The organism is Streptomyces sp. NPDC046862, assembly GCF_040704615.1.
Taxonomy (GTDB): domain Bacteria; phylum Actinomycetota; class Actinomycetes; order Streptomycetales; family Streptomycetaceae; genus Streptomyces.
Window position 1 is genome coordinate 32,578 of record NZ_JBEYXP010000013.1, and the last position, 15,076, is coordinate 47,653.

At 70.3% G+C, this 15,076-nt stretch carries 5 protein-coding genes; all 5 read left to right on the forward strand.

The window, feature by feature from the left end; all coding sequences use genetic code 11:
- Positions 1-27 precede the first annotated feature (27 nt).
- The 5 genes from AB0959_RS16530 to AB0959_RS16550 are packed head-to-tail and all read left to right on the forward strand — an operon-like array spanning position 28 to position 15,001.
- Positions 28-303, forward strand: a complete 276-nt coding sequence (locus AB0959_RS16530) for a phosphopantetheine-binding protein (protein ID WP_366827096.1) — start codon at positions 28-30, stop codon at positions 301-303.
- Positions 300-5,678: a type I polyketide synthase gene (locus tag AB0959_RS16535; RefSeq protein ID WP_366827097.1), complete on the forward strand. Its 5,379-nt coding sequence runs from the start codon at positions 300-302 to the stop codon at positions 5,676-5,678. Before AB0959_RS16530 ends, AB0959_RS16535 begins: the two co-directional genes overlap by 4 nt.
- Positions 5,675-7,543: a condensation domain-containing protein gene (locus tag AB0959_RS16540; RefSeq protein ID WP_366827098.1), complete on the forward strand. Its 1,869-nt coding sequence runs from the start codon at positions 5,675-5,677 to the stop codon at positions 7,541-7,543. Before AB0959_RS16535 ends, AB0959_RS16540 begins: the two co-directional genes overlap by 4 nt.
- Positions 7,536-11,618, forward strand: coding sequence for an SDR family oxidoreductase (locus AB0959_RS16545; protein ID WP_366827099.1), 4,083 nt, complete (start codon positions 7,536-7,538; stop codon positions 11,616-11,618). The genes AB0959_RS16540 and AB0959_RS16545 overlap by 8 nt, the downstream gene beginning before the upstream one ends.
- Positions 11,618-15,001 (forward strand): aminotransferase class III-fold pyridoxal phosphate-dependent enzyme, encoded by a 3,384-nt coding sequence (locus tag AB0959_RS16550; protein WP_366827100.1) that lies wholly within the window; start codon positions 11,618-11,620, stop codon positions 14,999-15,001. The genes AB0959_RS16545 and AB0959_RS16550 overlap by 1 nt, the downstream gene beginning before the upstream one ends.
- Positions 15,002-15,076: the final 75 nt, after the last annotated feature.

The window sequence follows — 15,076 nt, forward strand, 5'->3', positions numbered from 1 at the left end:
GGTGCATATGAACGGAGTGTGATTCCAATGAACAAGCGGGACACGGTCAAAGCCGCACTGCTCGAGATCGTGAACGAGGTGGCCGGACCGGTCGAGCAGGTGGACGAGGACCAGCTGCTCGTCGATCAGCTCGGCCTTGAGTCGCTGCACCTGGCGCGGCTCGTCGCCGTACTGGAGATGGAACTGGACACCGACCCGTTCTCCGACGACGTTCCCTTCACCAGTGTGCGCACGGTCGGTGACCTGCTGCAGGCGTACGACCCGGTCGTGCTGCCCCGACTCGGTGCCGGCGAGCCCTCATGACGCTGCGCGAACCGGGCGGGGAACCGATCGCGATCGTCGGCATGGCCGCCCGTTTCCCCGGAGCCGCGGACCTGGACCGGTTCTGGGACGCGATCCTGGCCGGACGCGAGGCGATACGCGACCTCGGTGACGAGGAGTTGCTGCGCGCTGGTGTGAACCCGGAGTGGCTGACGAACCCTGATTACGTGAAGGCGACCGCGTCGATGGACGACGTCGACCTGTTCGACGCGGCCTTCTTCGACATCTCCGGCCGCGAGGCCGCCGTGATGGACCCTCAGCAGCGGATCTTCCTGGAGACGTGCTGGCACGCTCTCGAGAACGCGGGCCTGCGCACCGAGGCCGGGACGGGGACCTCGGTCGGTGTGTTCGCCGGCAGCGGCGGTGTTCTCACCAGCTACCTTCCCGAGGTGTTGAACAGCGGCGGGACGCTGGAAGATCCCACGGCCTCACTCGAACAGCTCGGGACCGACAAGGACTTTCTCGCCACGCGGGTGTCGTACAAGCTCAATCTGACCGGGCCCGGTCTGACGGTGCAGACGGCGTGCTCCACTTCGCTGGTCGCGGTGCACCTCGCCGTCCAGAGCCTGTTGCGCGGCGAGTGTGACGCGGCACTGGCCGGAGGCGTGAACATCCGGCTCCCCCAGGCCACCGGGTACTGGCACCGCCGGGGCGGCATCCTGTCGCCGGACGGCCGGTGCCGCCCCTTCGATGTCGGCTCGCAGGGAACGATCTTCGGCAGCGGCGTGGGCGCCGTCGTGCTCAAGCCCCTCGCCGACGCGCTGCGCGACGGTGACACCGTCTACGCCACCATCCTCGGAACCGCGATCAACAACGACGGAGGCGGCAAGTCGAGCTACGGCGCCGCGAGCCTGCCGGGCCAGCTGGCCGCGATGCGTCAGGCGCTCCACGTCTCCGGCGTCGATCCCGCCACGATCGGCTACATCGAGGCGCACGGCACCGGGGTACCGCTCGGCGACCCCACCGAGATCGGCGCGCTGAAGCAGCTCTTCGGACAGGACGCTCCCTGCGCCATCGGCTCGGTGAAGGCGTTGATCGGGCACATGGAGGCGGCATCGGGCATAGCGGGCCTGATCAAGGCCGCACTGTCCCTGTACCGGGGGCAGATCCCGCCCAGCCCGTACTTCACGGAGCCGAACCCCAGGCTGAAACTGGACGACACAAGCCTGTTCGTCAACCCGGCGCCGCTGCCCCTGCCCGGAACTCCCCGCCGGGCAGCGGTCAACTCCCTTGGCATCGGCGGCACCAACGCCTTCGCCGTGCTCGAACAGGCGCCGGCACGCACGCGGGCGGGCCGACGTCCGGGGCACGACCTCATCACGATCAGCGCCAGGAGCGCGGACGCGCTGCGGGAACTCGCGGACCGGTGGGCGAACCGCCTGCGCGAGCCGGACGCGGCCCTGACAGACCTGGCCCATACGAGTCATGTCGGTCGCCGCGCGCTGCGCCACCGGCTCAGCGTCGTCGCGGACACCGAGCACGCGGCAGCCGAGCGCATCGAGTCGTGGCTGCGCGACGGAACCGGGCCGGCGGACACGGGTGAATCCGGCCGCGCCAATCCGAGGGTCGGGTTCCTCTTCCCCGGTCAGAGCTCCGAGTACGCCGGCATGGCGGTCGAACTCTACCGAGAGCATCCGGCCTTCCGCGTGGCACTGGACCGGTACGCGGACACCTTCCGCCGCCTCACCGGGGTCGGCCCTCTCGACGTGTTCGCCGACCCCGCGGCCCAGACGCGGGCCGAGCTGCTCCAGCCGGCGGTCTTCCTCCTACAGGTCACGCTGGCGGAGTTCTGGGCCGCGTGCGGAGTGCGGCCGGACGCGGTGGTCGGTCACAGCCTCGGCGAGTACGCGGCCGCCTGCGTGGCCGGCGTGTTCGACGTCGAGGAAGGGCTCGAACTGGTCTGCGCGCGCGGCCGCGCCTTCGCGGCTGTTCCCGGCAGCGGCCGGATGGTCGCCGTCGGCTGTACCGACGTGGCCGAGCTGGAAAGGCTGGTCGAGGCCAAGGGCGGTTCGGCGGCGGTCGCCGCGTACAACGCGCCGGAACGGATCACGGTCTCCGGCTCGGACACCGAGATGAGCGAACTGGAAGCGGAGTTCCGACAGCGGGGCTGGGCCACGATCCCTCTGGAGACGACGCACGCCTTCCACTCGCCGTTGGTCGCCCCGGCCGTCCCCGCACTCGTCCAGGCCGCGAGCCGGATCCCCCACCGGCGGCCTGTCGTACCGATGACGCTGAACCTCACCGGCACCTGGGCGGGCCGTGCCGAGCTCGGTGCGGAGTACTGGGGACGGCAGCTCACCTCACCGGTCAGATTCGCGCCCGGCATCGGCGAACTGCTCGGCGGGGGATGCACGGTTTTCCTCGAAGTGGGCCCGGGCCGGACCCTCACCACCTCCGGGCGCGTCCAATCCGACGACGGTGCCGTCTGGTTGCCCGGCCTCGCCCCCAGGACCCCGGACCCGGTCACCGTGCTCACCCACCTGGCACGCCTGGACAGGGCGGGGACACCGGTCGACTGGGCGGCGTACTACGCCCCGTTGAAGGCGGGCAAGGCTTCCGCTCCTCTCTATCCCTTCGCCCGGACCCGGCACTGGACCACACCGGTACTCCCGCACGTCGCCACGGCGTCTTCCGGCGCCGAGCTGTCCGCTCAACCGGCCGGGAATCTGCCCGAACTGAGCCGGCTGGCGCTGCCGCAGTCCACGCAGCGGCGTTACGAGACCACGGTGGCCGCGACGGCTCCGCGGGCGCTCGCCGATCACGAGATTTCCGGCCGCCTCGTCGTGCCGGGGGCCTACCACACTGCCTGCCTGGTGGAGGCTGTGGCCGGCGACGACTCCGCTGTGGTCATCGAGGATCTGGTCTTCCCACGAGCGCTGGAGGTCGACACGGCGCAACGCCGACTCCAGCTTGTGCTCACCCCGACCGGGGACCACCGGTTCGTCGCGCAGTCGCTCAGCCTGACCAACGCGGACGACCCGCTGGCCGACGAGTCCTGGCAGGTGCACGCGGAGGGGCGGATCCAACGGACTGACGTCCTCGCACAACCAACGGATCCGTCGGCGCACCTCGCCGGCCGGCCGGTTTCCCCGGCTGAGCTCTACCCGCTGTTCGAGGCGGCGGGCTTCCGGTTCGGCCCGGCGTTCCAGTGGATCGAAGAGCTGCGTCTGGACGGTGAGGACAGCTCCGGCGACCTCGGCTTCGCGGCGGACTCACCGCGAGAGCGGACCATGGCACTGCTTGACTCCTGCGTTCAGCTGGCGATCGCGGCACGGATCGTCCGCGCGGCCCCCGAGGACGACGTGCTGTTGCCGTTCCGGATCGAGCGGGCCGTGTTCCACCCCTCCGACCACGCTGCGGCATCAGGTGTCGCGCTCGTCCGGCACCGCGAGGCCGATGCCTGCGGAGCACTGGCCGACGTCTCACTGACCGACCGCGAAGGCAACCCGCTGGTCGAGCTCGTCGGCCTCCAGCTGAGAACGGTCTCCTTCCGTTCGCCCGAGGCCGCGATCTACTCCGACACCTGGGAGTTGACCGAGGCGACCGGTGACACGTCGCCCACGACCGGCACGTGGATCGTGCTCGCCGACCGTCAGGGGCGCTGGCGGCACGCGGTCACAGCTATGGAGGCACGGGGCAGCCGGTGTGTGATCGCCGAGGTGGGCACGGCCTTCGCCCGCCTCGACGATCATCGATTCGCGCTGGATCCCACCGACGCGGATCAACTGGTCCAGCTGTTCCGCGAGACCGGGCCGGCGAGCGTGCTGAACTGCCTCGGCCTGGACGCCCAGAACACCCGCACCGCCTGCGGCAGTGTGCCCGCGCTCGTGCAGAGCACCGAGCGCACGGACTGGACGCCCGATTCCGTGGTGCTGCTGACCCGCGGTGCGGTGGCCGTACGCGAGCCCGCCGAGGTCGGCGACCCCTACGGGTCGATGTTGTGGGGCCTTGGCCGGAGTGCGGCACTGGAAACACCACAGCTGAACGTGCGGCTGCTCGACGTGGACCCACGGGACGTCACCGGCGCGCTGAACCTGCCGTCCGCATGGCCCGGCGCTGAAGCCGCGATCCGCAACGGGCTGCTCTACCGGCCCACGCTGCACCGCGAGTCGGGGCTGCCGACACGTCCTGGCCGACTGAGCGGCCACGGGTGCTACCTGATCACCGGGGGGACCGGAGCGCTCGGTCTGCGTACCGCGGCGTGGCTGGGCAGACGCGGGGTGCGTCACGTCGTACTCGCGTCACGGCGTGCCGAAGAGGCGCGGGTCGAGGAGCAGGTCCGCGAGCTGGAGCAGTCCGGGCTGAAGGTCACTTTGGCCGGCCTGGACGTCACGGACGAGGCCGCGGTCAACCAGCTGGTCGAGCGGGCGCAGCGGGAGTGGGGAGGCCTCAAGGGCGTCGTCCACGCGGCCGGCGTACTCGATGACGCGGTGCTGTCGCAGCTGAGCTGGGACCGCTTCCAGTCGGTCCTGGACCCGAAGGTCGCCGGTGGTTGGCACCTGCACCGCGCCACCCTGGATCTCGACCTTGAGCACTTCATCCTGTTCTCCTCCACGGCCGCCCTGCTCGGGGCCCCGGGACAGGCCCATTACGCGGCCGCCAACGCCTTCCTCGACGGGCTCGCCCACTACCGGCGCGGGTTGGGACTCCCCGCCCTCAGTGTCGGCTGGGGGCCGTGGGAGGCGGGCATGGTGGCACAACTGAGCGAACGGCTCCAGGCTCGGCTCCTGGAGGGTGGGTTCACCCCACTGGAGACCGAGCCGGCATACGCCGCGCTCGACCGGCTCCTGGCCGGGCCCGGTGCTCAGTACGGGGTCTTCTCCATGGACTGGTCCCGCTACCTGGACCGGTTCCCCACTGGGCGCGCGGTCGCCATGGGTGAGGGAACGCCTGCCGGGGACGGGGCGAAGGCGGTCAGGCGGCTGCGGCGGGACTGGCTCGGCGCCACGCCGGAACGTCGCCGCGAGCTGGTGCTCGCCTACCTGCGCGTCATGCTGGCCACGCGACTTGGCCTGGCTGAGGCAGCCATCGACGAGGACCTCTCCCTCCACGAAGCCGGGCTCGACTCGCTGGTGGCGGTCGAAGTACGCGGCCAGATCTTCCGCGACCTGGACGTCGACCTGCCGCTCACCGGTCTCCTCCAAGGCAAGGCCCTGCGTCTGCTCGTCAATGAGCTGTCGGAGCGCCTGATGCTCGACGCCCCGGCCCAAGCCGCCGCGTCCACGGCCGCGCCGACCGCCGTGGAGCCCTTCTCACCGGAGGAGGCCGAACGCCTCCTGGCCAACCTCGACTCACTGACTGAGGACCAGATCCAGGCGCTGCTGCCCTGGCTGGCCGACCAGGACGGAACCTCATGACCGCCGACGACATTCAAAAAGACGACATTCAGCAATGGGCGATACGGAAGAAGCTGGAGGCGGCACTCCGGGCACGCGCCGGCCAGGCGCGGACCGAGTACCCGCTCTCGTACGCCCAGCGCCCGCTTCTGTTGCTGCATCGGATGAATCCGGACAGCGCGTCCTACAACGTCGGGTTCACCGCCCGGTTCACCGGCGGATTCGACTCTGCCGCGTTCCGCAGCGCGGTGTCGTCGCTCCTCGGACGGCACGCGGCCCTGCGTACGACCTTCCACGGCACCGACGGCCAGACAGTGCACGGGTGGCTCGAACCCGACTTCGCCGAAGTGGACGCGAGCCAGTGGGACGAGCAGCAGACCGAGGACGCGGTGCGCCGCGCCTATCGCGAACCGTTCGCCTTCTCGACCGGGCCACTGGTCCGCGTACGGACGTATTCGGTGGCGCCGGGAGAGGCTGTGGTGCTGCTGGCCGTGCACCATGTGGTGTGCGACTTCTGGTCGCTCAGTGTCATCCTGGCGGAGCTCGAACAGCTCTACCTCGCGGAGACCGAACGGCGTCCGCCGCAGCTGCTCGGACGCAACATCCCCTACAGCGACTTCGTCGCCCACCAGCGGGAGCTGATCCAGGGGGAGAAGGGCAGCGAGGCTCGCGCCTACTGGCACGCTCAGCTCTCCGGCCGACTTGAGCCGGCCGAATGGCCCCGCTTCGAACTCGACCCGGGTGCCGACGGGGGCGGTTCGATCCTGTTCCCCATCTCCGCGGAGCTCGCCGACCGAGTGTTCGCGCTGGCCAAGGAGGAAGGGGTCACTCCTTACGCCGTGTTGCTGACTGCCTTTCAAGTCCTCGTCAGTCGCTACACCGGTCAGCGTGACGTCCTGGTGGGGTCCCCCTTCGCCGGCCGGACCAGTCCGACGATGGCCGAGTGCGTCGGAAACTTCGTCAACCCCGTCGTGCTGCGCGCCGATCTGAGCGACGCGGTGTCGTTCCGGGAGCAGCTGGGGCGCACTCGCCGTACCGTCATCGAGGCGCTGGAGCACCAGGACTACCCGTTCGAGCTGCTGGTCGGCGAGCTGGCGCCGCGCCGGGTGGACGACCGTAACCCGATCTTCCAGGCCATGTTCAGCTACCAGAAACCCAGCCGGTACCCGGCGCTGGCGGGCCTGTACGTGGCTGACGACGGCGCGGCGCCGGCCGGCTGGGCCGGGCTGACCGCGGTGCCGTTCCGCCTGGACCAGCAGGACGACCAGCTTGAGCTCGTGCTGGAGGTCGTGCACGACGGCGACCGGCTTGTCGGGCTGCTCAAGTACCGCACGTCCGTCTTCTCGGCCCAGGCGGCTCGTCAGGTGACCGAGAACTATCTGGCGCTGCTGCGGGCCGCGCTCGCGAACGCCGGTCGTGGTGTGGCGGAGCTGCCGATGGCGTCCGAAGTCACCCCCGGCATCAGCCGGCGCACCGCCGCGGTGCGCGAGTCCGTCGGGGCGGCTGCGCAGAGCGGCACCGCTCCGCGGGGTGTCGAGCAGCGTGTCACGGCCGTCTGGCGGCAGGTGCTGGGGCGCGAGGGTGTGGGGCCGGATGACAACTTCTTCGATCTCGGTGGCAACTCGATGCTGCTGATGCAGGTGCACGAGATGCTCGCCGACGAAGCCGCGGAGACGCCGCTGAAGGTCAACGAGATGTTCCGCTATCCGACCGTGGCCGGTCTGGCCCGGCGCCTCGGCCAGACCGGCCTCGGGGCCGTCACGGACCCTGGCCGGGGCCGGGCGTCCAGCAGACGCGCCCAGTTGGCGGGCGGAACGGCCCGCAGCGCTCGCCTGCGCGCGCGGGAGCGTCGTGTCCAGGACACCGATGGGGGCAACGATGTCTGACGGTGGCATGGCCGATCCGACGGCTCGGCAGAATGACGTGGCCGTGATCGGCATGTGCGGCCGGTTCCCCGGCGCCGGGGATCTGGCTCAGTTCTGGAACCGGTTGCGTGCCGGGGACGACCTGCTGACCACCTTCACGGACGCCGAACTCGCGGCTGCCGGGGCGCCGGAGCGAGTGCTGCGTGATCCCGCCTATGTCAGACGGGCCGCGGTCCTGCCGGACGCGTTCGACTTCGACCACGAGTTCTTCGGCTTCACCAAGCGTGAGGCGAAACTGCTCGATCCGCAGCAACGCGTCCTGCTTGAGGTCGCGTGGGAGCTGCTGGAGACAATCGGCTACTCGGGTGGAGCGGACGCCCAGGCCGTCGGCGTGTTCGCCGGCGCGTCGATGAACACGTACCTGACGAATGTCGTGGCTCGTTCCTGTGACCCGCTGGGTTACGCCGGCACCGAGCTGATGATCGCCAACGACAAGGACTACCTGACCACCAGGATCTCGTACAAGCTGGATCTCAACGGGCCGAGCATCAACGTGCAGACCGCCTGTTCGACGTCGCTGGTCGCTGTGCATCTGGCCGTGCAGAGCCTGCTCACAGGTGAGTGCGACATCGCCTTGGCGGGCGGGGTGTCGGTCATCGCCAACAGCTATCCGGGCTACGTCTTCAGCGAGGGGATGATCCTCTCCCCGGACGGGCGGTGCCGGCCGTTCGACGCCGACGGAGCGGGGACGACCTTCGGTGACGGGGTGGGGCTTGTCGCCCTGAAACGGCTGGCCGAGGCCATCGAGGACGGCGATCAGATCCTCGCGGTGGTGAAGGGCTCGGCGATCAACAACGACGGCTCCGACAAGATCGGCTACACCGCTCCGAGCATCGGCGGGCAACGGGCCGTGATCACCGAGGCGCAGGCGGTGGCGGAGGTGGACGCCGACACCATCACGTACGTGGAGGCGCACGGCACCGCCACGGTGCTGGGCGACCCCATCGAGTTCGCCGCGCTGAGCGAGGCCTTCGCCGACGGCGGTGCCCGGCCGGGCCAGTGCGCCCTGGGCTCGGTCAAGGCGAATGTCGGGCACCTCGCCGCAGCGGCGGGAATCGCCGGCTTCATCAAGGCGGTGCTGGCGCTGCGGCACCGGGAGATCCCGGGTCACCCGGCATTCGAACGGCCCAACCCCCAGATCGATCTGGTGGGCAGCCCGTTCCACATCAACACCCTGCCGATGGCCTGGCCGTCGGGCGAGACCCCCCGCCGGGCCGGAGTGAGTTCGTTCGGTATCGGCGGCACGAACGCTCATGTCGTCCTGGAGGAGGCACCCCCGCTCCCCGGCCGGCCGGCGACGACCGGCGGCCCGCAGACGCTTGCGGTGAGTGCCCCGAGCGACCTGGCGCTGCGAGAGCTGGCCGGTCGGCTGGCCGATGTACTGGAGGGGCCGGAGGCACCCGAGCTCGCCGACGTGGCGTTCACGCTGCGGCAGGGCCGTCGCGGCCATGCACATCGTTACGCCGTCACCGCGGCGGACCGCGCTACCGCCGCGGCCGGATTGCGTGCGCTCACCGAAGGCGGGAGCGCGGGCGGGCGGGTGGCGGAGACCACCCCGGCCGTGTCGTTCCTCTTCGGCGACGTCCCGGCCGAGGAGTTCCGTGCGCTGGTCGCACAGTTGCCCGCGGTCGCCGACATCGCGGAGCGGTCTTCCGGGGGTGCCGTCCCGAGTGCGGACGACTCGTTGGCGGCTCTGGTGAACGCGAGCCAGGTGCTCGCGACGCTGTGGACGGAGTCCGGTGTCCGGCCGGCGGCGGTCGGAGGGGCTGGGGTGGGCGAACTCCTCGCGGCCTGTTACGCCGGCGTCCTCGAACCGTCCGAGGCACTGGCACTGCTGTCCTGGCGAGCGGGACTGACCGACCAGGCCCCCGAGGTGCGCCCGAGAGTTCCGGACATTCACCTCCTGTCGGCCGTCGTGGGCGGTGAACTGCCGCAGGAGCGGGTGCTGGACCCGCTGCACTGGACCCGGGACGTCTGGGAGGGCGACCGGCTGGCCGAGGCGTTCACCGGCCGCGCGGCGGACGGCGCGACCGTCGTGGCTGTCGGCAACCCTTCCGTACTCCCGGCAGGCTCCGGCCTCGACGACGAACAGGCCCTGCCGCCCGTCGCCAGGCTTCTGACCGTCGCGGCACGACTGTGGACCGAAGGCGTGCCGGTGGACTGGACCGGCTGGTACGGCGGACAGCGGCGCCGCGTCCCCCTGCCGGTGCACCCGCTGCGGCGCACCTTCCTCCGTCTCGAACCGCCTCCCGCCTCCGGCCACAAAGAGCCGCGCCGTAGTCAGAATCCGGCCGGGTGGCTGTACACACCGTCATGGCAGCGCCTCGGCCAAGGACCGGGCGCGCCCGCGGAAGGCACGGTGCCCGCCGGCCCATGGCTGCTGTTCGGGGACTCCGGTGGGGTCGGCGACTCGCTCGCAGGGTCCCTGCGCGAACGAGGCGCCGCCGTGGTCGTCGTACGTCAGGGTGGTGCTTTCGGCCGAGTCGACGCCGCTTCCTTCGTCGTCGATCCCACGAATTCCGGCGACTACGAGAAGTTGTTCGACGCGCTCGCGGTGGATGGGCTGGCCCCCGAGCGGGTCGTGCATCTCTGGTCTCTCGACATCGCTCCGGGGCACCTCGCGACCGACAGTCTGGACCAGGCCTGCGACCTCGGGCTGTTCTCCGTTCTTGACGTCGCCAGGCGGCTCGCCCGTGGTCCGGGCCACGAAGGCGCGCACATCGGGGTGGTAGTCCGCGACGTGCACGACATCACGGGCGGTGAAACCCTCGCGCCCGCCGCCGCGATGACCGAAGCCGCGCTGAACCGTATATCCCATGAATTCGCCGGGCTCCGTTGTCGAAGCATCGACATCGGCGGGAGCACCCTCACACCGGAAGCCCTCCTCGCGGAGATCGTCGCCCCGACCGGGGCCCCGGTCGCGTTCCGGCACGGGCACCGTTGGACGCGGCATCTCGTTCCCGCAGCGGCCGGCCCCGGCCCGTCGGTCCCGACCAGTCGGCTGCGCCCCGGCGGTGTGTACCTCATCACCGGCGGTCTCGGGCAGATGGGTCTGACCCTCGCCGGCCACCTGGCCCGCGTCGCCGGGGCCAAGTTGGTGCTCACCGGGCAGTCCCCGCTGCCGCGACCCGACGCGTTCGACAGGTGGATCGCCGAGCACGGAGCAGCCGATCCGGTCAGCCGGAAGATCGAGGCCGTCCGCGGCGTCGAACGCCTCGGCGCCACCGTCATGGCGGCGTCCGTCGACGTCACCGACGCGGGGGCGATGCGGGAGCTGGTCGGCACCGCCCATCAGCGGTTCGGCCGGATCGACGGATGGTTCCACTGTGCCGGCGCGCCACACGACCAGGCCGACCGCGGGGTCGACCCCACCGACCGGGCGGCCTGGCGGCAGGCCCTCGCCCCGAGGGTCCGCGGAGCGCTGGTGCTGGCCGAGATCTTCGCCGACACGCCCGTCGATTTCGGCGTCACGATGGGCTCCCTCAACTCCGTGCCGGGCGGCGGCGACCCGTGGCAAGCGGCGGCCGACCGTTTCCTCCATGCCCAGGCATCGGGCATGGACGGAGTGATCGACATCGACTGGGACGACTCCCTGCCACCAGGACAGCGTGAGAACGTCCTTGACCTTGTTCTGCGTTCCGACATGCCGTCCCTGCTCTCGGTCTCCACGACCGACCCGAACCGCCGCATCCAGCAGCCGTCGGCCCTCACGGAGCCGGTGCGCCCCGCCCTCGCCTCCCCCAGGCCCAAGCAGCAGCTGAGTGGCGACGAGCTGAAGGGGGCGCTGGCGAAACTGTGGTCCGAAGTGCTGCGGACCGAGATCAACCGGTACGACTTGAGCATTTTCGACGTGGGTGGCGACGAGCTGCTCGCGGTCAGGCTCGCCCGGCGCATCGAGGAAGGGCTCGGCGTGCCGCTGACGGCAGTCGAACTCCTCGCAAACCCGACGATCGACCGCCTCGCGGCAAGCCTGGCCGCGGGACGAACGGCAGCGCCGTCCCACCGCCGCGTCGGCCGCCGAAGGGAAACAGCCTGATGTTCGACCACGAGGAGAGCACAGTGGAACCCCTGCTCCAGGAACTCGCCACCGTCGTCGGCGACTATTTCGACATCCAGCCCGAACAGTTGGACCCCAACCTCCCGCTCACGGAACTCGGGGACTCGATGTCGCTGCTCGGCATGTTGCAGCGCCTGGAGGACCGCTACAGTTGCAAAGTGCCGCTCCGGCAGCTTTTCGGTGACGTCCAGACCCTGCCCGACCTCGCCGCGTACCTTCTCGCGCACGCACCGGCGGAGAAGCTGCCGGGAGCGCGGACGGTACCGCCCTCGCCCGCTGTTGTGTCCACCACCGATGCCATGGCTGCCGTAAGTTCCGTAGCCGCCGTAGCTGACACGGCATCGGTACCGGCACTCTCGCCGGTGGCGCCGATCGACAGCGCACCAACAGTCGCAGCATCATCGACCGCGTTGCCGACGCCAGGTGGTGCCTCGGTGCCGGGCGTCTCGACGGCCGTGCAGGACCTGATCAAGGAACAGCTCCTGGTCATGCAGCGCCAGCTCCAGCTGCTGGCGGGCAACGAACCGGCCCCCACGGCCGGCCCGGCCACCGGGCCCGCGTCCGGAGCAGGCGCGTCGGCGCCCGCGGCGCTCTCCCCTGTGCGGCCGGCACCGGCGAGGTCGGTGGTGCCGCTCGCACCCGGCGCACGGAGCAGCGCGATCAGCCCCGTGGAGACGCCGGAGCGCGCCCGCTACCTGAAGGAGCTCGCCGACCGTCTCGGCGCTCGGACCAAGGGCTCCAAGGAATTCGCCCAGCGGTTCCGGACGCTGGTCGCCGACAGTCGGTCCACTGTCGGCTTTCGGCCCTCGACCAAGGAGATGCTGTACCCGATCGTCGCCGAGCGCGGGCAGGGCTCACGGCTGTGGGACATCGACGGGAACGAGTACGTCGACCTCACCCTGGGATACGGCGTCCACCTCCTCGGCCACAATCCACCCGTCGTCATGTCGGCCATCCGCGAGCGGCTGGACGTCGGTTTCAGCCTCGGGCCGCGCACCCAGCTGGTCGAGGAAGTCGCCGCCGGAATACTCGAACTCACCGGCATGGAGCGCGTCGCCTTCCTCAACAGCGGCACGGAAGCAGTCATGACCGCGGTCCGGCTCGCACGGGCGGCGACCGGCCGCGACAAGATCGTGGTCTTTTCCACCGCGTACCACGGCCACTTCGACAGCGTGCTCGCCGTGCCCTCCCATGAGAACGGCGTGTTCGGCACCCGACCGCTCACACCGGGCGTCTCGCCGCATGCCGTGGAGAACGTGTCCGTGCTCGAGTTCGGCTCCGACGACGCTCTCGACTTCATCAACAAGCACGGAGCGGAACTCGCCGCGGTTCTGACCGAGCCGGTGACGCTGCGCACTCCTGGCGTGCAGAAGCCCGATTTCCTGCGCGCGGTCCGGGAGATCACCAGGAGGCACGGTACGAAGCTCATCTTCGACGAGATGGTCACGGGTTTCCGTTGTCATCCGGCGGGTGTCCAGGGGCTGTACGGCATCGAGGCCGACCTGGCCACCTACGGCAAGATCGTCGGAGGCGGCATGCCGCTCGGCGTGATCGCCGGACGCGGTGGGGTCATGGACTCCATCGACGGCGGCGTCTGGAACTTCGGCGACGACTCGGGCCCGCGGGTGGAATCCACCTTCTTCGGCGGCACGTTCAACCAGCATCCGCTGACCATGGCGACGGCCAAGGCGGTCCTCGAACACCTCCGCGCAGAGGGACCGGAACTGCAACGGAACCTCGACCGCACGACGGCGACGTTCGCGGACCAGTTGAACGCCGACTTCCGCGAGCTCGACGTGCCGATCGAGGTCCACAGGTTCTCCTCGCTCTTCAAGTTCGAGCACCAGGCGAACATGGACCCGTTCTACTTCAACCTGCTCGACCGTGGCGTGTTCGTCTGGGAGCTGCGCAACTTCTTCCTGTCCACCGCCCACGAGCAGGCCGACCTCGACCACATCCGTACCGCGGTACGTGAATCGGTCGAGGAGCTGCGGGCCCACGGTCTGCTCGGCAGCAGCCGTACGAATCCGGCCGGTGCCGTGCCTCATGCGGTGGCGCCACGCGGTACCCGCGCGCAGCGGCAGCTGCGGGCCCTCGACGAGGGCGCCGTGCCCGCCTTCGAGATGTCCGTCGGGTTCTGGCTCGACGGCCCGCTCGACCATGACGCGCTGCGCCTCGCGGTGCGGGACCTGGTCGCCCGCCACGAGACGCTGCGGACCACGTTCGGTTCGGACGGTGACACGCTGGTCGTCCGTCCCGCCTCGAAGACCCCTCCGAGCGAGGTGCTGACCGAGCACACCTGCGGGGACGAGGACGAACTCAGGCGCTTCCAGCGGAGCTGGGCCGAACGGCCGCTCGACCCGGTCGACGGGGAGGTGTTCCGCGCCGCTGTGGTGGAGGTCGGCCCGCAACGGCATCTGCTGCTGCTGACGGTGCATCACGCGATCGTGGACGGCTGGTCCTACGGCGTTCTGCTCGGCGACCTCGCCGCCATGTACAACGCCAGGTGCCGTGGCACGAGCCCCCAACTGCCGCCGGCCGCGCAGTTCCGGGACTACCTCACCTGGCACCAGCGGGTCGCCGCCGGCCCCACCGCCGTCGAGCACCGCGACTTCTGGCGGTCCCTCCTGAAGGACGCTCCCGCGCTGGAACTGCCGTCGTCGGGGCAGCCGAGCGCGTTCCCTTACCGCGCGGTACGGCACAGTCTTCTCCTCGACCCCGAGTTCTGCGGTGAGATGCGCGATGCCGCCCGCAACGAGGGCGTCACGGTCTTCGCCTACCTGGTGGCGGCCTGGGGGGCCTTGCTGCAGCGGCTGACGGGGCAGGACGACGTCCTGGTGCCGGTCGCGGCCGCCCGGCGTCCGCCGGAGCTGGACCAGGTGGTCGGATACTGCTCGAACCTGCTGCCGCTGCGCCTGCGCCGACCGGAGGACATGATCGTCGGGGACTACGTGGCAGAGGTGCTCACGCAACTGGTCACCGGACTCGAGCACCAGGACTACCCGTTCGCGGACCTGATCACGGACTTCTCCCCGCCCGGGGCGGGTCTGCGCAGCGCCTTGTTCACCACGTCGATGTCGTTCTACCGCCAGGTCGTGGTGCCCCCCATGGACGGGCTCACCGTCTCGGAAGCCGACCCTCTGCCGATCATCCACACCGGCAATCCCCTGGCCCTGAACATCGTGGACAGCACGGACGGATTCCGGTGCGAGTTCGAGGCCGCGGCCGACCTGGTCGACTCCGACCTCGTCGAGCGCCTCCCGCAGTACTACCGGAACCTGCTCAGTGCCATGGTCGCGGGCAGCGAGCGTCCGTTGGACGAACTCGACCACGAAGGCCAGGAAGCGGTGACCGCGAGCTAGGTACGAAGACAGGTATCTGCCTCGCCGTGAGGCAGATACCTGAGCTTCGCCTTCTCCGCCGGTGCGTGGCCGGGT